The sequence below is a fragment of the Vibrio sp. 99-70-13A1 genome, assembly GCF_013114625.1.
Classification (GTDB): Bacteria; Pseudomonadota; Gammaproteobacteria; order Enterobacterales; family Vibrionaceae; genus Vibrio.
Window position 1 is genome coordinate 1 of record NZ_VTXD01000053.1, and the last position, 16573, is coordinate 16573.

A 16573-nucleotide genomic window follows, 5' to 3' on the forward strand; every position below is an offset into this window, starting at 1 on the left:
GTTAGGAATAATCAATAAATCAAATAAAATATATGCGACGCACTTCAATTGATATTTAGTTTAATAAATAGTTAAAGTGTTGATTGTAAAGGTTAAAGTTATTTATTGAAATGCTGTTCTGTTTAATGTGAATCTGGATCACTAAGTTGATGAAAATTTGGAGTTGCTCATATTTTTTTAGATGTGAATTAAGTTCTGGTTGATATTTTTTGTTGCAAAGTTAGTCTTAGCTTCATGGATGCACGAGGTGTATGCAGGACAGAGTTAGAGGATTTATGAATAAGATAATAAGTTCTCAAAATTAAAGAAATAATGTTTCTCCCTTCGGCGGCCAACTTAAGGTGAGAAATATAAAAATAGCTATATCCAATTTTTTAGGAGTTTTATTCCATGGACAAAATTTTCAAAGTATCCGCTATTACAGCTGCAATGATAGGCGCTTTATCAGCCGCTCCTGTTATGGCAAATGACCCAGTTGGTCCTGAGTATTCAGGTGAAGTTTCAGAGTTTTTCTCTGAGTCTACAATCAGTGGTAACCTTAACTTTTTCATGCGTGCTCGTGACCGTGGAAATGTTGATGCGAATGGAGAAGATACAAAGAAAACAACTAACTTAGACCACGGCAGTATTTTTGCTAATCTAGGTTTTAATTCTGGTTATGTTGGTGGTGTAGCTGGTGCAGACCTCGTTATTTACTCTACATTTGATATGTGGCAAAACGGTGGTGCTGACCACGAGATGAACTTCTGGGGTGTTAATAACCCATACGATAAAGTAGCAGAAGACAGTTCTTGTGCAAATGTATGGTCTGACTGTACTGATAACGGCGTTTCATACGCAACTGCAAATGCGAAGTTTAAGTTCGGCGACAGCACAACAGCTAAATTAGGTTACTTCCAACCTTCTGTACCTAGTTCTCTAGGTGTTAACTGGTCTTTCGCTCCTGGTACTTACCGAGGTGGTGAAATTGGCTTTACAACAGGCGCACTATCTTTAGGTCTTGTAGTAGCTGACGAATATAAAGCTCCTTGGTTTAAAGACACGTATGAATTCCAAACTACTAACGGTGAAGATGCAGGAACACTTTACTCTTTAGGTGCTCGTTATGCGCTTGAGAATGGTATGTCTCTTGACTTTGGTTACGGTGCTTTAACTGACGGTGATCGTGCAAACGCTCACTTTAAACTGAAAAGTACAACTGAAGGTGGTTTATACTGGTCTCCACAACTTTACGTAGTTGAAGATGATGAGCAATACGATAGCACAGCATTCCAAGTTGCTTTATTAACTGCTTTCTCTTCTGGTCAATACTCTTACCGTGCTGAAGCGACATATACGTCAGCAGAAGCTAAGAATTCAGATCTTTCTGGTAACCTTTCATACCGTCTAACTAGCCAATACGGTGGTTCTAACGGTGCATACGACATTTGGTGGAACAACCGTTCTGACTTTAACCACGATGGTGAGTTTGCTGGTTTCCTTTCTGCAAGTCGTGACTTCTCTGATATTGGTGGTAAAGGATTCAGTGCTGGTATCAGCGGTGCATTCGGTTTTGGTGCTGAAGCAACTGGTTATGATGACTTAACTGAGTACGCATACAGCCTATTTGCTAACTACGCAATTCAAGCTGGTGCTCTACAAGATGCTAACGTAAGCTTCTACTATACTGAATACTTCAATGATTCAGATGCTGGTAACTGGGCTGGCTACACGAATGGTTTCCAAGATGAAACTGATTTCAAACTAGTGCTAACTATCCCGTTTGCAGTAAAATAATTTAACTCAAACTGATAAAGCTGGGCATTATGCCCGGCTTTTTTTGTTTTATAGGGGCTTGATATGAGAACTGTTTTTTATGCTGTACTTATGAGTTTTGGTTTATCTGCTTGTTCATCTACTCCAAAAACTGCGGAAGAATTTTGGCTAGGGCAGGGTGAAAGGTTTGGGTCACACGGTTATGCCTTTGACAATGCATCTTTGCCGGATATCAAAGAGAAAGTACCATTTGATGAAAATGCTTATAAGGAAGGCTATGAAAAAGGAAAGTTGGAATATTGCGACCCTTATAAAGCCTTTGAAAAAGGTATAAAAGGAACTCGCTATACAGGTCAATGCGAAGGAATGCCTCAAGATGTTATGGTTGAGGTTGAGTGGCGTAGAGGTTTCGATGCTTTTATGGGCGCAGATTTCTATAAATTTTAAAGAATAATTTATTTAGTCGCTTTAACTCTAATAAAAAATCTTAAACAAGGTCATAGTCTGATCGTTTAAGATTTTTTGTTTTTACACGAATAACAATATAACCTTCACAAGGTTCTTAGGCATTCAAACGTAAAATGAGGGTTAGATGAATATCAGTGAAATAGCTTCTCAGACAGGCTTATCAGCAAAATCGATAAGGATGTATGAGGATAAAAAGATCATCTCAACACCACTTCGTTCAGATAACGGTTATCGCATATACAATGAAAAGCAAGTTACTCAGTTAGGTATTATTGCTAAAGCAAGAAGGGCCGGCTTTTCTCTAGATGAATGTAAAGCGCTAGTTGAACTTGCGGATAACCCATGTAGAGAAAGTGCAGAAGTAAAAGAACGTGCTAAGAAGAAGTTAGAGGAGGTGAATAAAAAAATCGCAGACTTACAGGCGATAAAACAAACGTTAGATGAATGGGTTAAGTTATGCCCTGGTGATTCAAACAGTAAGTGTCCAATTATTGATTCACTCACAAAAAGTGACACCTAAGTGCCACTTTTTTGAGGAAAAGAAAGAGTAACGATTAATCGTCTAATTTTTTGATTGTAAGTTCAATGCCATCAACAGCGGTAATTACTATCTCAGTTCCAGCTTTTAAATCTTCACTAGATATTGCAGACCAAGAACTATCACCAAGCTTTACTCGGCAATTTCCCTTTACGATATCTTCATCCAATCGGATTGTTTTTCCAATTAATTGTTTGTCTCTTTGGTTTAAATCGCGAGAGTTATCTGAAGCTTTGTCTTGAGAAAGTTGCCTTCTCCACCATAACCAAGTCGTTATTAAAGAGAAACTACCAAAAGATAGCCACTGAACCTGCCACCCAATAGGTAAGATAGCGACAAGCACACCGACTAACATGGCTGAAATGCCTAGCCATAGAAAGTAGCCTGCCGCCCCTAAAAGCTCGACTGAAAGTAACGCGAGCCCGAAAGCTAACCAATGCCAGTGGTTAACTTGCTCTAACAGTTCGACCATACCTACCCCTTATTTTGAGAGTCCGGTTTCTTATTAAACATTTCGGCTACACCTGCAATTGAACCCATTAAGCCTGTAGCTTCAAGTGGAAGCATTATTACTTTACCATTCTCAGCTTGACCGATAGATTTTAGAGCATCGGTATAGCCTTGAGCTATAAAGTAATTAACCGCTTGCATATCACCTTGAGCAATGGCTGTTGATACCATTTCTGTTGCTTTGGCTTCAGCTTCAGCTGCACGCTCACGAGCTTCAGCTTGTAGTATTGCAGCCTGCTTCTGACCTTCAGCTTTTAAAATCTCTGACTGTTTATGACCTTCAGCTTTGAGGATCTCAGCTTGTCTAACACCTTCTGCCTCTAAAATATCAGCACGCTTATTACGTTCTGCTTTCATTTGCGCATTCATCGCGGCTGTTAAATCTGCTGGTGGTTGTACATCTTTAATTTCGATACGAGTAACTTTGACACCCCATGGGTTCGTCGCGCTATCGACGATAGTCAAAAGTTTCGTATTGATCATGTCTCGTTGGCTTAACATTTCATCTAACTCCATTGAGCCAAGAACGGTACGGATGTTAGTTAACGTTAGGTTGCGAATCGCATGTTCCAGATCATTCACTTCATAAGCGGCTTTAGGAGCATCGATGACTTGAACAAAACATACAGCATCAATAACGACATTAGCGTTGTCTTTAGAAATAACTTCTTGTGCGGGGATATCAAGAACACGTTCCATCATGCTGATTTTTTGACCAACACGATCGATGAAAGGGATGATTAAGTTAAGCCCAGGTTTTAGAGTGACGGTATACCTTCCAAAGCGTTCAACGGTCCAATTACTACCTTGAGGAACCGTTTTTACACCTGAAAAAATAAATAAAACTGCAACGACAATAAAGCCGCCAATAGTTATTAAAGTGTCAATAGCCATACAATATCCTTTTAATTAATAGTTATTAAAAAGATATTGTCTTAAATTGGTTTAGTGGGCAAATTTATAAATGAGAAATGGGTTATAAAACATTGATTTCATAGCCCATTACCAATAGATGTGTTGGTGATTAGTTTTGCTGGCGATTAATAAAGTAGTGAATACAGTTGTCGACGGTATTTACTTGCTGATGGATTGCCCTGACCTAGTGCGCTTAAGATATCCATGAATGATTTTTTCATATCGCCATCTAGAGCATTGAGATTCTTGTGCAGGAAAGACCATAAAAGATCTAATGCTTCTTCACTTCGGTTAACTTGATGATACTGAAGAGCAAGCTCCGATGCTGATTTCTCATCAGCAGGGTTAGATGCTAGTACTGCTTCCAACGCTTGAATTTCTGGGCTATCAGCGGCTTGTTTATGTAACTCAAGCTTAGCAACTAGCCCTTTATAATAGTTATCTTGATATTCGATAGGGATGGTTTGAAGCTGTGCTTCGGCTGAATCAAATTGTTGCGTTTCTAATAAGCATTCTGCAATCGCAAGTTTAACTTCCCCTTTTTTTGAAAGCTCCTCAGGTAGTTGCTGCATACCAGTAAGTGCCTGAGTGTAATCCCCAGTTTGCATCAGTTCTAAAGATTGGCGCAGTGCAAGCTCATCTTGGCTTGGCAGGTGCTTATTTAGCATTTCAGTAATAGCCGCGATGGATTGAGGACCACCTAAGCCATCAACGGGCTGACCATTCACAAATAATGCGATTGTCGGTAAAGCTTGTACACCAAATTGTCCAGCGATTGCCTGCTCTTGCTCGCAGTTGAGTAAAGCAAGGGTAAACGCTCCATTATATTGTTGTGTGAGTGTTTGAAGATCAGGGATGATTTGCGCACTTTCTTGGCTCATCGGCGCCCAAAAATGAATGAGTACAGGTGCCTGCATTGAACCTTCTAAAATCTGTCGAAAGTTCTGTTCATTGAGTTCAACAATATGCGGAGATTGCATTGACGTTCCTTGAATATTTTATGGGTACGCTGCAAATATGGGGTGAGCTTTCAATAACTTCAAGCTTTAACGTTATCTATTTATTGTCACTATGGTCTAAGAAGACAATGAAATAACGAGGTGAAAGCAATGGCGGTATTAAAAAATAGCGGGATGAAATTGAGTACGCTACGAAACTGTGTGAGAAAGGGGGAGCTGCTCATGAGTTTCGTAGCGCAAAAATTAGTTTTGATAAAGGATGAAGTAAATCATTAATAAAACGGTTTGATGAGGTAAGCGGTAAATTATTCAAAATATAAGAAATAAGGTTATTGCTACACTCACGCCAACCCAATTTAGTAGTTTTAATGTCATTTATTTCCTTTGCTATTCACTTAGTCGATGTAATGGATAGGTTAGGTTCAATATTGACATCTTATTGTTACGAAAAAATTACATCGTTACATCTAATTATGTGAATCTTCATGTAAAAATGTAATTTATTTTAATGGTCTTTAAGCTGCTTTTCTTAAGAGAGGGTCTAGCCAGCGACTTGGCAGAATTCGTTTTAAGACTGAAAATATCTTTGTCGGCGTAGTAATTCGGTACCTCAGCTTAGGTTTACTCGCAGTGAGGGCGTGCATAATAGGTTTAATGCAGCTTTCCGGGGGGAGCACAAAAGCATTATTAGAGCTTGTATTTGAAAGCCTTTCTAATTGTTGCTCATAAGCCACTTTGTGATAGCTAGATGATGGTGTTATCCAGCGCTTGAAAGAAAGAAGCGCATTGGCTCTGAATTGAGTTTCAATTGGTCCTGGTTGGATTATAGATACATGTATACCTGAACTATGTAATTCAAGCCTTAAAGTATCAGTCCAGCCCTCAATGGCAAATTTAGATGCGTTATATGCGCCTCTATACTTCATGGCTGCAAAACCAAGAACAGAGCTGTTTTGGATGATTCGTCCATCACCATTTTCTCTCATATGAGGGAGAATCTGCAGTACAAGGTGGTGCCAGCCAAAGAAGTTTGTTTCGAACTGTTCTCTTAGCCCTTCTGTGGGAAGGTCCTCTAAAGCTCCTGCTTGCCCATATGCTCCATTGTTAAAGAGAGCATATAAACCATTGTGAGATAGGGCGATAGCCTGTTTAGCCCCAGCTTCAATACTTTGTTCAGAAGTCAGGTCAAGCTGAATACAAGTTAATCCCTCTTCTTGGAGGCGTAAAACATCCTCTGTTTTTCGGCAAGAAGCAATAACATGGAAACCATGGTTATTGAGATGGTGGGCTGTGGTATAACCAATGCCGCTTGAACAACCTGTAATTAAAATGGACTTCTTCACAAAATGGACCTAAATCAAAGTAATAAGCGTTTTGTTAGAATAAAGAATTAATTAGGGTGTTGTAATAAATTTTTTAAAGCGGGTTCAATTCTTGAGTAACTAAATATAAATCCCATCTCTGTCAGTTTCTTTGGTTTCGCCCTTATGCTGTCAAAGAGTAGGCAAGAAGATTCACCCATAAGCAACGACATTGCCCATTTAGGGGTGAATAAAATATGAGGTCTTTTGAGTTGTTTGGCTAAGGTTTTACTAAATTGTTTATTAGTCGCAGGGTGAGGTGCGCATAAGTTAAACTCTCCCTGAGCATGTTGCGTGGCGAGTAAATGATTAATGGCTCTGACCATATCAAGCATATGGATCCATGGCATGTACTGCTTTCCTGAACCAATAGGTCCCCCTAATCCTAATTTGTAGGGTAACAACATTTTCTGGAGTGCACCGCCATGTTTGCCCAGAACAATTCCTGTTCTAAGTAATAAGACGCGAGTCATATTTGATTGAGCGCGCTTAGCGATATCTTCCCAATGAGAACAAACTTGGTGAGGAAAGTTCATGTGATAAACATGTAGGCTTTCATCAAAAGGGTGCTCTTGTTGATCTCCATAATAACCGACTGCAGAACCACTAATAAAAACCTCTGGAGGCTCAGTGCTTGCGTGAATCAGTGATACGATTTTTTCCGTAATCTTCCAACGGCTATGGCAAATTTCTTCTTTTTGAGTGGCTGTCCATCTTTTGTCCGCTATGGGTTCTCCGGCTAAATTGATGACCGCTGTAAACCCATTGAGATCATTTAAGTTATCAAGCGATTGAATGTAGCGAATATTATTTTGGTTTAAATGGCTAAGGTTTTGTTTAGCTTTGCTTGGATTACGTGTGAGTAAAGTCACTTCGTGCGTATTCCAACTTTTTATTAGCTCAGAACCGATAAAACCAGTCCCGCCAGTCAACAATATCTTCATAAATCCCTCCCAATAGTCTTAATTATAGACATGGCTTGTTTTTATTGGCTAATCCAATACGCCACTTTCACTATAACGATCAATTAGTTTCAATTCTGTGATAACTCTGTGTTGAGCTTTTAGATAACCCTACACATTCCAAATCCCTTTAAACATCACATTTACAATAAAAAATAATAGCGGTTACTTAGCTCTTTAGCTTCGTCACACCATTGCTGGTGACTATTTGCCATGATTATTGAGAGCAATGGAAACTGGTGTATTCATACCCTACCTCTATTGCTCTAAGCATGCAGAACAAATCGAGGGGAATGAATGTCAGCAGTGTTTGCTTTATTTAAATCCATGTTAGGTAGTTTGAGAGATTTGCTACCGATCGTTGTTGTTATTGCATTTTTCCAGTTAGTGGTGCTTCAAGAGCCACTACCAAATTTATTGTCTATTTTATTTGGATTAATGCTGGTGGTGTTTGGTCTTACCTTCTTTATTTTTGGGCTTGAAATGGGGCTGTTTCCAATCGGCGAGTCTATGGCTCAATCCTTTGCCCGAAAAGGGAGTGTGTTTTGGTTGCTTATTTTTGCCTTTTGTTTGGGGTTTGGCACAACGATAGCTGAGCCAGCTTTAACCGCCGTTACAGCTGAAGCTGCCGAGGTCGCTGCAGAAGGAGGTGTTATCCCAAATACAGAACATGACATGGAAAACTATGCAGACGGGCTTAGATTGACTATCGCCGTTTCTGTTGGTTTAGCCATTTTACTTGGTGTTTTAAGAATTCTTAAAGGGTGGCCAATCCATTACATGATCATTGGTGGCTATATCGGTGTTGTCATTCTGACAGGGTTTGCTCCGCAAAATATTATTGGGATTGCTTATGACTCTGGGGGAGTGACGACCTCTACCATAACTGTCCCACTTGTCACCGCTTTAGGGGTCGGGCTTGCATCCGCAATTAAAGGGAGAAATCCAATGGTGGATGGTTTTGGGCTGATCGCTTTTGCCTCCTTGTTGCCAATGATGTTTGTGATGATCTATGGAATGGTGATGACATGATCAGTTTTAATCAATTCATTGCCACTTTCATTAGTACTGTGAGCGATGTAATCCCCATTGCAGCGATTATATTTGGTTTTCAATTTGCTGTATTGAGAAAGCCCGTTAGGAATTTAGGCACGGTCTTACTTGGTTTCTTTTACGTAATTCTTGGTCTTTCATTGTTTTTACTCGGACTAGAATTAGCATTGTTTCCGCTGGGAGAAACAATGGCTATGCAGTTGACGGAGCCTGAGTTTCTCAAAGAATTTAAAGTAAGTTCAGGGCTATCTCTTGTCTGGTTTGATTACTACTGGGTGTATCTATTTGCCTTTTTTATTGGATTTAGCACCACAATTGCAGAGCCCTCGTTAATTGCTGTAGCAATAAAAGCCAACCAAGTTTCTGGTGGCAGTATTAGTGTCAATGGCTTAAGAATTGCCGTCGCACTTGGGGTGGCTTTCGGTATATCTCTGGGTAGCTACCGAATTGTGGCTGGTGACCCTATTCATTACTACATCATTACCGGTTATGTCGTTGTGGTGATACAAACATTTTATGCCCCTAAATTAATTGTCCCATTGGCTTATGATTCAGGCGGTGTGACCACGTCAACAGTAACAGTTCCTCTTGTTACGGCTTTAGGGCTTGGGCTTGCTTCTACTGTACCTGGACGAAATCCTGTTATTGATGGCTTTGGCTTGATTGCCTTTGCTAGTTTATTCCCCATTATTTCCGTTATGAGTTACGCACAAATAACTCGATGGTTAAACAACTCTCGAACCGCTAAGGAGAAAAAGGATGCGCTTTAAACTTATCTTGGCATTTGTAGAAGATAGTAAAACAGACATAGTACTTGATACTGCTCGAAGCGCCGGAGCGACAGGCGCAACGGTCATTAACCATGCTAGAGGGCAAGGCTTAAACCAAAAAAGAACTTTCTTTGGATTGACATTAGAGGTGCAAAAAGATGTGTTGCTATTTGTGGTGGAAGAGCACCTATCGCGACATATTTTAGAAAGAATTGGAGAGGTTGGTGAATTTGATAAAGAGTCCGGTCAAGGAATTGCAGTGCAGATTGATATTGAAGATGCAGTTGGTGTGGCTCATCAAGTTGAAACGTTAACTAAGGTTGTTGAGGGGGAGCTATGACAACTCATGAAAAAGTGCGTGTGAGAGACGTAATGGCGAACACGTATGTTCTTGTAGATGGCTTAACGAGTGTTCATGAAGGAATAGAGTTGGCCAGAGATCATCGGGTTAAAGCTTTGATTGTTGATAAGCGCCATGATGATGATGAATACGGTATTGTACTGATGAATGATATTGCTAAGAAAGTTTTGGCGAAGAACCGTTCATCAAAGCGCACCAATATTTACGAGATTATGACTAAGCCGGCCTTGGCTGTTTCTGCCGATATGAATGTAAAATATTGTGCTCGATTATTCGAACGTTTCGGTATTAGCCGAGCGCCAGTCATTTCTGAAGGCAAGATCATTGGAATGGTGAGCTACAATAATATTGTGATTAATGGCATGGCTGCAGGTGATGTATAAACTCTGACTTTTTTACTCAATGGAATACGAATACAATGACCTGATTAACTCTAGGGAGAAGTAAGCGTGAAATTGTTCTTTGCCTCTGATTTGCATGGTTCGTTACCAGCTACAGAAAAAGTACTTCAGCGATATGTTGAATCAGGTTGTGATCATTTAGTTTTATTGGGCGATACGCTTAATCACGGTCCAAGAAACCCCGTCCCTGAAGGGTACAATCCGCCTAAAGTGGCTGAAGCGTTAAATGTGTATTCTGACCAAATCATCGCAGTGCGTGGTAATTGTGATAGCGAAGTAGATCAAATGCTGTTGTCGTTTCCAATGATGTCGGATTATGTATGGGTATTGTTGGAGTCAGGTCGTCGTCTGTTTTTAACTCATGGGCATTTATTTAATAGTAATAAGCGACCGCCTCTAAAAGAAGGGGATGTAATTGCTCATGGACATACACATATTCCAGTAGCGGAATATCAATCTGGAATATTTATCTTCAACCCTAGTTCAGTGACATTTCCTCGAGAAGGACATCCTGCAAGCTATGGTATTTACCAAGATGGTTGCTTTGAAGTGCTTAGCTTAACAAATGAGTTACTTGTTTCCGGTAACCTTTAGCGAGCGTTTTTATAGCTTGGTTAGCTTTATTAATATCATTCGAGTAGACAGAAAAAGGTCAGCATTAGCTGACCTTTTTAATATTTGATTGAAAGCCTCTAGTTAGCAGAACTAGTTTGAAAAGAGCACTGTGGAACCATGGTTTAAGCTCGTTAGTAATAATGTCTTTTGGTTAACAATATCAATTCTTCTGCTCTGTTGTGCATCCATCTTAATGACTTGAGTGATAAGATTTAGCTGGTCTTGAGTGAAATCTTTACTTTGCGCTGATGTCACATCTTTAAAATCAGTTGGAGAGATTAGCAGGTAATTATCATTAATATCCCACTGACCTGTTTCTGAAATGTTGATGATATTCGGTGTTTCACTTTCCTCAACGAACAAATGCACAACCGATATTCTTATGTAAGTACCGTTAGGTAAATACTTAGCATTTGACTGCAATTCAACACGACGCAGCGGTCCAATGGCATCTTCTTGAACGACCTCAGTGAGTAATGTAACCATCTTAGATTGCCACTCTCGAGATGTGAGAAGCTGCTCGACTTTGGCATCGCTTCCCCAATATAACCAGCTACTTAAAATTGCTGAAGCGGCAAGTATTAGCAGGGATACTTTCAATTTCATATTAGTGATTCCCTTTGCATATAGAGCTTAAGTCAGTTTGGTTGGCAAAAATTCTCAAAGTAATATTTTCACTGGAATACTCTTGAGAGTGAACATAGTTCAACACTAACTGGTTACCTTGACCGCCAGTAGCAATAACTTTAGATGGTTTAAGATCACCTTGATGTTCAGCCGTATAATGGGCTACACACTTTTCAATAGCCGGTAGCCATGAATCTAAATTCGGTTGATTCATAGGGTACAAAATATCAACAGAGTCCACGGTTGATAAAGTGCGAAATTCTGATTCAGCAGGTGTTGTAAAAGTAAGTACCAATATTGGCAGCAAAAGTGCTAGCAGAATAATGCCACGGCTCAGCCATGGATTTTCTTGAGCCTTTACTTTTGTTGGAGTCTCAATCTTTGGTATCTCTTGAGCACTTTCTACTACGTCTACTGATTCATGTTGGGTTGCTGTGCGTTCGGTTTCTTGTGTTTCAACCTCTGAAAACTCAATTTCTTGATCTAAGCTTTTGCCTAATATAGAGGTATCTATATTGATTGGTGTATCACTAGAGGAAAGGGGAGCAGAGCGTTCCACACTGGCAATAAATTGGTAACCACGTTTGGGCACAGTTTTGACAAATTCAGGTGATTTTGTCGAGTCTTTGAGCATCTTACGTAGTGTAGAAACGGCTTGAGTTAGGCTTGAATCATCGACTTCAAAGCCTTGATCTCGCCATACATATTCATGCAGCTCATTACGGGTAATGACTTCGTTTGGTCTCTCTGACAGCATAAGTAAAATGCGGCTTTCATTACTACCAAGACGAACGACATCACTGTCATTCATTTGATCAACAAGCGAGTTGCTGTTTGGATCAAATACAAACCGTTGTGCGAGAATAAACTTAGTGCCTATATTACTCATTGAATTCTTCTATATTGGAGATGATTCTTAATTGCTCATACATAACCTGACGGTGAAAATTGGTACAAAATGAATTCATATTCAGGTTTGTTTGATGTTCTTTTATAGTTTGGCGAGGCAAGCATAATCAAAACAAAACAAAAAAACAGTGTTTTTATGTTTTTTGACCTTGAATTTACATTTGTCATCCTCATGTTAATGAACATATGACAGCCTAGCAAGATGGGCTACATCTCGAATTGCTATTATCAGTATAGATGTTTTGGAGTAAAAATGAGCGAAACAGCAACGCAAAATAAAGAAACTCGTGGCTTTCAATCTGAAGTAAAACAACTACTTCACTTAATGATCCATTCATTGTATTCAAACAAAGAGATTTTCCTTCGTGAATTGATTTCTAACGCATCTGATGCAGCCGATAAGCTTCGTTTCCAAGCTTTATCAAATGGTGACTTATACCAAGGTGATGCTGATTTAGGTGTGAAGCTTTCATTCAGTGCTGAAACCAATACTCTAACCATTTCTGACAATGGTATCGGTATGAGCCGTGATGATGTAATTGAGCATCTAGGGACAATTGCTAAATCAGGAACGGCTGATTTTTTCTCAAAGTTATCTGATGACCAAAGTAAAGACTCACAATTAATTGGTCAGTTTGGTGTTGGTTTCTATTCTGCATTTATTGTTGCTGATGCGGTGACGGTCCGTACTCGCGCTGCCGGTGCTGATAACGATCAAGCTGTTCAATGGCATTCTGCTGGTGAAGGCGATTACACAATTGAAGACATCACTAAAGAATCTCGTGGTACAGATATCATTCTTCATATGCGTGAAGACGGAAAAGAGTTCTTAAATGAATGGCGCTTACGTGAGGTGATTGGTAAGTACTCAGACCACATCGGTATTCCTGTTTCAATCTTAACAGCAGTGAAAGATGAAGAAGGAAAGGATACCGAAGAGAAAAAATGGGAGCAAATCAATAAAGCTCAAGCTCTATGGACGCGTAATAAGTCTGATATCGAAAAAGAAGAGTACCAAGAGTTTTATAAGCATGTATCTAATGACTTTGCTGATCCATTAACGTGGAGCCACAACAAAGTTGAAGGTAAAAACGACTACACGAGCCTACTTTATATTCCAGCGAAAGCACCGTGGGATATGATGAATCGCGACCATAAAAGTGGTCTAAAACTTTATGTACAGCGCGTGTTTATTATGGATGATGCAGAGCAATTCATGCCTTCATACATGCGTTTTGTCCGTGGTTTGATTGATTCAAATGATTTGCCGTTGAATGTATCTCGTGAAATTTTACAAGATAACAAAGTAACCCAATCGCTTCGTGGCGCATGTACTAAGCGTGTACTCACTATGCTTGAGCGCATGGCTAAGAATGACAGTGAAAAGTACCTAGAATTTTGGAAAGAATTCGGCTTAGTTATGAAAGAAGGCCCAGCTGAAGACATGGGCAACAAAGAGAAGATTGCAGGTCTTTTACGTTTTGCATCGACTCATTTAGATTCTTCTGACCAAACCGTCGACCTTGCTTCTTACGTTGAACGCATGAAAGAAGGGCAGGATAAGATTTACTACCTAACGGCAGACAGCTACGCAGCCGCTAAAAACAGCCCTCACTTAGAGCAGTTTAAAGCGAAAGGCATTGAAGTGGTTCTAATGTTTGACCGCATCGATGAATTCTTAATGAATTACTTAACGGACTTCGATGGTAAGCAATTTCAATCTATTACCAAAGCAGGCTTAGACTTAAGTAAGTTTGAAGGTGAAGAAGAGAAAGAAAAGCAGAAAGAAACAGAAGAAGAGTTTAAATCTGTTGTTGAGCGCACGCAGTCTTACCTTGGCGATCGTGTTAAAGAAGTTCGTACTACGTTTAAACTTGCAAATACTCCAGCCGTTGTTGTGACCGATGATTTTGAAATGGGCACACAAATGGCTAAGCTTCTTGAGGCAGCAGGTCAAGCTGCACCTGAAGTTAAGTATATTTTTGAAATTAACCCTGAACATGCGCTTGTAAAACAAATGGCTGATGAAGCTGATGAGCAAGCATTTGGTCGCTGGGTTGAAGTACTTCTTGGTCAAGCAATGCTGGCTGAGAAAGGTTCAATGGAAGACCCATCTCAATTCTTAGGTGCAATTAATAACTTATTGACTAAAGGTTAATTAATCATACAATAGTTTAGTTGGTTGATAAAAAGCTCGTTATTACGAGCTTTTTTTATGAATATCGTCGATATTGTATTTTTGGATGATATTCTGATTGGCAACTTCATAAGGTTGGGTTGCTTACATATTCTTTAGTCTTAAATTCAGCAAAACTGAATGTTAATGTGATAGAATGCCGACCTAAATAGACGTTTAGATTAAGTTTTTCTTTCCAAGTTAAACCCATTTTACTTTAAACATTATACCGAAACTTACCGTTAGAACTTATTGTTAGCTATTTCAAGCGTCCTCAGTTTATGAGGGTTGTTATGTATAGGTTTTAGTAATATCCATTGGGGTTTACTAATAGTGAGCTTCGGTATAAATCATATTTTTTATAAGAGGATTCAACATGCGCATCATCCTTCTAGGTGCTCCAGGTGCTGGTAAAGGTACTCAAGCTAACTTCATCATGAACAAATTTGGTGTACCTCAAATTTCTACTGGTGACATGCTTCGTGCTGCTATCAAAGCTGGCACTGAGCTTGGTAAACAAGCTAAGTCAGTGATCGATGCTGGTCAGCTAGTATCTGATGAAATCATTCTTGGTTTGATCAAAGAACGTATCGCTCAAGATGATTGTGAGAAAGGTTTCCTTTTAGATGGTTTCCCACGCACAATCCCACAAGCAGATGGCTTGAAGGATATGGGTATTACAGTTGATTACGTTGTTGAATTTGACGTAGCTGATGACGTTATCGTTGAGCGTATGGCGGGTCGTCGTGCTCACCTAGCTTCAGGTCGTACATACCATGTTGTTTTCAACCCATCAAAGGTTGAAGGCAAAGATGATATTACTGGTGAAGACCTTGTTGTTCGTGATGATGATAAAGAAGAAACAGTACGTGCTCGTTTAGGTGTTTACCATGAGCAAACAGCACCGCTGATCTCTTACTACGGTAAAGAAGCTGAAGCTGGCAATACTAAGTACCTTAAGTTTGACGGTACTAAGCAAGTTACAGAAGTTAGTGCTGAACTTGAGAAAGCATTATCATAATTGGCTAACAGCCAGTTTTATAATTTGATATATTAGAAGCGACCTTTGGGTCGCTTTTTTTATTTTAAATCGTATGGATTTTATATTCATCAGTGATCGTCTTAGGTAAATATGGAAAATAATAAAAAACAGGGTGTCTTGCTTGTTAACCTTGGCACACCAGATGAAGCAACACCTGCCGCGGTTAGGAAGTTTTTAGGAGAATTCTTACATGATAAGCGTGTAGTGAATCTCACTCGTTGGTTGTGGTGTCCAATACTTCATGGCGTTATCTTACCTATTCGCTCTCCTAAAGTTGCAAAGTTGTACCAGTCAGTTTGGATGGATGATGGTTCACCGTTACTTGTATATTCACAGCGTCAGGTGAAAAAATTACAAGCGAAGTTAGATATACCAGTGGCTCTTGGGATGACCTATGGAAATCCAAGTTTAAAATCAGGAATAGAGACTCTTATGTCTCAAGGCGTAGAGGACGTAATTGTTTTACCTCTCTACCCACAATATTCCGGAACGACCACCGCTGCCGTTTCTGATGGTTTGACTAAAGCTTTTAAAACCCTTCCCGTGATCCCTAGTTATCAATTTATCCGTGATTATTACGCTCAGCCTTCTTACATCAAAGCATTGGCTGATAGTGTAAGACAGCATTGGGAAAGTAAGGGAAGAGGGGACTATTTATTATGCTCTTATCACGGTATTCCTAAACGTTTAGCTGATGAAGGTGATATCTACCCTAATCATTGTGAAGAAACGACCGAGTTACTTGCCGCAGAGCTAGGATTAGATAAAAATCAAATAGGGATGACATATCAGTCCCGTTTTGGACGTGAAGAGTGGTTAAAGCCTTATACGGATAAAACATTGGAAGAGCTTCCTAGCCGTGGAATAAAAAAACTAGATATCATGGCTCCAGCGTTTTCTGTTGATTGTTTAGAAACATTAGAAGAAATTTCAGATCAGTGCCAAGAGACCTTTTTAGAGGCTGGTGGTGAAAGCTTTAACTATATCAGTTGTTTAAATGATAGCGATCTACATATTGATATGATGAAGGAACTTGTTTCATAATTTCATTAGATAAATATAAAACTTAACCGTAGAATTCGAGAGTGCAGTGGGTTAGTATCTCCAAAATTATTCAGATACGTCATTCTGTATAGTTGGTGGTGTTAAAT

18 protein-coding genes are annotated in these 16573 nt (G+C 39.5%); 11 read left to right on the plus strand and 7 right to left on the minus strand.

Annotation, left to right across the window (positions count from 1 at the left end):
* The first annotated feature begins 390 nt into the window (after positions 1 to 390).
* From F0226_RS21030 to cueR, 3 genes are all read left to right on the plus strand, one after another.
* Positions 391 to 1776 carry a multidrug transporter gene (locus tag F0226_RS21030; RefSeq protein ID WP_171737466.1) on the plus strand — a complete coding sequence of 462 codons (1386 nt, stop codon included), beginning with the start codon at positions 391 to 393 and terminating at the stop codon, positions 1774 to 1776.
* Between the two features lie 63 nt (positions 1777 to 1839).
* Positions 1840 to 2202: a DUF2799 domain-containing protein gene (locus F0226_RS21035; protein WP_171737467.1), complete on the plus strand. Its 363-nt coding sequence runs from the start codon at positions 1840 to 1842 to the stop codon at positions 2200 to 2202.
* Positions 2203 to 2347: 145 nt separating this feature from the next.
* A complete protein-coding gene (gene cueR / locus F0226_RS21040; RefSeq protein WP_171737468.1) occupies positions 2348 to 2743 on the plus strand; it encodes a Cu(I)-responsive transcriptional regulator in 396 nt (131 codons plus the stop codon).
* Between the two features lie 34 nt (positions 2744 to 2777).
* On the opposite strand, the gene F0226_RS21045 is transcribed toward cueR, so the two are convergent.
* The 5 genes from F0226_RS21045 to F0226_RS21065 form a co-directional block, all read right to left on the minus strand.
* Complete coding sequence (locus F0226_RS21045) at positions 2778 to 3233, minus strand: NfeD family protein (RefSeq protein ID WP_171737469.1); 456 nt, start codon at positions 3231 to 3233, stop codon at positions 2778 to 2780.
* Between the two features lie 2 nt (positions 3234 to 3235).
* Positions 3236 to 4165: an SPFH domain-containing protein gene (locus F0226_RS21050; RefSeq protein ID WP_171737470.1), complete on the minus strand. Its 930-nt coding sequence runs from the start codon at positions 4163 to 4165 to the stop codon at positions 3236 to 3238.
* Between the two features lie 146 nt (positions 4166 to 4311).
* Positions 4312 to 5166 carry a co-chaperone YbbN gene (locus F0226_RS21055; protein ID WP_171737471.1) on the minus strand — a complete coding sequence of 285 codons (855 nt, stop codon included), beginning with the start codon at positions 5164 to 5166 and terminating at the stop codon, positions 4312 to 4314.
* 494 nt (positions 5167 to 5660) lie between these two features.
* Entirely contained in the window at positions 5661 to 6488 is an 828-nt protein-coding gene (locus F0226_RS21060) for an SDR family oxidoreductase (protein ID WP_171737472.1), read from the minus strand.
* A gap of 47 nt (positions 6489 to 6535) precedes the next feature.
* Positions 6536 to 7450 (minus strand): TIGR01777 family oxidoreductase, encoded by a 915-nt coding sequence (locus F0226_RS21065; protein WP_171737473.1) that lies wholly within the window; start codon positions 7448 to 7450, stop codon positions 6536 to 6538.
* A 315-nt stretch (positions 7451 to 7765) separates the two neighbouring features.
* Here F0226_RS21065 and F0226_RS21070 point away from each other — a divergent pair, with 315 nt between their 5' ends.
* The 5 genes from F0226_RS21070 to yfcE all read left to right on the plus strand — a co-directional run bounded on the left by F0226_RS21070 (position 7766) and on the right by yfcE (position 10647).
* The gene (locus F0226_RS21070; RefSeq protein WP_171737474.1) at positions 7766 to 8500 is read left to right on the plus strand and encodes a DUF1538 domain-containing protein; all 735 of its coding nucleotides are present in this window, start codon (positions 7766 to 7768) and stop codon (positions 8498 to 8500) included.
* Positions 8497 to 9291, plus strand: coding sequence for a DUF1538 domain-containing protein (locus F0226_RS21075; protein WP_171737475.1), 795 nt, complete (start codon positions 8497 to 8499; stop codon positions 9289 to 9291). Before F0226_RS21070 ends, F0226_RS21075 begins: the two co-directional genes overlap by 4 nt.
* Entirely contained in the window at positions 9281 to 9631 is a 351-nt protein-coding gene (locus F0226_RS21080) for a P-II family nitrogen regulator (protein ID WP_171737476.1), read from the plus strand. The genes F0226_RS21075 and F0226_RS21080 overlap by 11 nt, the downstream gene beginning before the upstream one ends.
* Entirely contained in the window at positions 9628 to 10035 is a 408-nt protein-coding gene (locus F0226_RS21085; RefSeq protein WP_171737477.1) for a CBS domain-containing protein, read from the plus strand. The genes F0226_RS21080 and F0226_RS21085 overlap by 4 nt, the downstream gene beginning before the upstream one ends.
* 66 nt (positions 10036 to 10101) lie before the next feature.
* On the plus strand, positions 10102 to 10647 hold the full coding sequence (gene yfcE, locus F0226_RS21090) for a phosphodiesterase (RefSeq protein WP_171737478.1): 546 nt from the start codon (positions 10102 to 10104) through the stop codon (positions 10645 to 10647).
* Positions 10648 to 10758: 111 nt separating this feature from the next.
* On the opposite strand, the gene F0226_RS21095 is transcribed toward yfcE, so the two are convergent.
* Positions 10759 to 11274 (minus strand): regulatory protein ToxS, encoded by a 516-nt coding sequence (locus tag F0226_RS21095; protein WP_171737479.1) that lies wholly within the window; start codon positions 11272 to 11274, stop codon positions 10759 to 10761.
* A 1-nt stretch (position 11275) separates the two neighbouring features.
* Positions 11276 to 12184 carry a transcriptional regulator gene (locus F0226_RS21100; RefSeq protein ID WP_171737480.1) on the minus strand — a complete coding sequence of 303 codons (909 nt, stop codon included), beginning with the start codon at positions 12182 to 12184 and terminating at the stop codon, positions 11276 to 11278.
* A 273-nt stretch (positions 12185 to 12457) separates the two neighbouring features.
* Here F0226_RS21100 and htpG point away from each other — a divergent pair, with 273 nt between their 5' ends.
* The 3 genes from htpG (at position 12458) to hemH (ending at position 16466) form a co-directional block, all read left to right on the plus strand.
* Positions 12458 to 14362: a molecular chaperone HtpG gene (gene htpG, locus F0226_RS21105; RefSeq protein ID WP_171737481.1), complete on the plus strand. Its 1905-nt coding sequence runs from the start codon at positions 12458 to 12460 to the stop codon at positions 14360 to 14362.
* Between the two features lie 394 nt (positions 14363 to 14756).
* Positions 14757 to 15401 (plus strand): adenylate kinase, encoded by a 645-nt coding sequence (gene adk, locus F0226_RS21110; protein WP_171737482.1) that lies wholly within the window; start codon positions 14757 to 14759, stop codon positions 15399 to 15401.
* A 111-nt stretch (positions 15402 to 15512) separates the two neighbouring features.
* Positions 15513 to 16466 carry a ferrochelatase gene (hemH, locus tag F0226_RS21115; protein ID WP_171737483.1) on the plus strand — a complete coding sequence of 318 codons (954 nt, stop codon included), beginning with the start codon at positions 15513 to 15515 and terminating at the stop codon, positions 16464 to 16466.
* Positions 16467 to 16573 lie beyond the last annotated feature (107 nt).

What these genes read in the sequence shown, in the direction of transcription:
- F0226_RS21030 (WP_171737466.1), top strand. Translation starts at nt 391, where the DNA reads ATGGACAAAATTTTCAAAGTATCCGCTATTACAGCTGCAATGATAGGC.
- F0226_RS21035 (WP_171737467.1), top strand. Translation starts at nt 1,840, where the DNA reads ATGAGAACTGTTTTTTATGCTGTACTTATGAGTTTTGGTTTATCTGCT.
- cueR (WP_171737468.1), top strand. Translation starts at nt 2,348, where the DNA reads ATGAATATCAGTGAAATAGCTTCTCAGACAGGCTTATCAGCAAAATCG.
- F0226_RS21045 (WP_171737469.1), bottom strand. Translation starts at nt 3,233, where the DNA reads ATGGTCGAACTGTTAGAGCAAGTTAACCACTGGCATTGGTTAGCTTTC.
- F0226_RS21050 (WP_171737470.1), bottom strand. Translation starts at nt 4,165, where the DNA reads ATGGCTATTGACACTTTAATAACTATTGGCGGCTTTATTGTCGTTGCA.
- F0226_RS21055 (WP_171737471.1), bottom strand. Translation starts at nt 5,166, where the DNA reads ATGCAATCTCCGCATATTGTTGAACTCAATGAACAGAACTTTCGACAG.
- F0226_RS21065 (WP_171737473.1), bottom strand. Translation starts at nt 7,450, where the DNA reads ATGAAGATATTGTTGACTGGCGGGACTGGTTTTATCGGTTCTGAGCTA.
- F0226_RS21070 (WP_171737474.1), top strand. Translation starts at nt 7,766, where the DNA reads ATGTCAGCAGTGTTTGCTTTATTTAAATCCATGTTAGGTAGTTTGAGA.
- F0226_RS21075 (WP_171737475.1), top strand. Translation starts at nt 8,497, where the DNA reads ATGATCAGTTTTAATCAATTCATTGCCACTTTCATTAGTACTGTGAGC.
- F0226_RS21080 (WP_171737476.1), top strand. Translation starts at nt 9,281, where the DNA reads ATGCGCTTTAAACTTATCTTGGCATTTGTAGAAGATAGTAAAACAGAC.
- F0226_RS21085 (WP_171737477.1), top strand. Translation starts at nt 9,628, where the DNA reads ATGACAACTCATGAAAAAGTGCGTGTGAGAGACGTAATGGCGAACACG.
- F0226_RS21095 (WP_171737479.1), bottom strand. Translation starts at nt 11,274, where the DNA reads ATGAAATTGAAAGTATCCCTGCTAATACTTGCCGCTTCAGCAATTTTA.
- F0226_RS21100 (WP_171737480.1), bottom strand. Translation starts at nt 12,184, where the DNA reads ATGAGTAATATAGGCACTAAGTTTATTCTCGCACAACGGTTTGTATTT.
- htpG (WP_171737481.1), top strand. Translation starts at nt 12,458, where the DNA reads ATGAGCGAAACAGCAACGCAAAATAAAGAAACTCGTGGCTTTCAATCT.
- adk (WP_171737482.1), top strand. Translation starts at nt 14,757, where the DNA reads ATGCGCATCATCCTTCTAGGTGCTCCAGGTGCTGGTAAAGGTACTCAA.
- hemH (WP_171737483.1), top strand. Translation starts at nt 15,513, where the DNA reads ATGGAAAATAATAAAAAACAGGGTGTCTTGCTTGTTAACCTTGGCACA.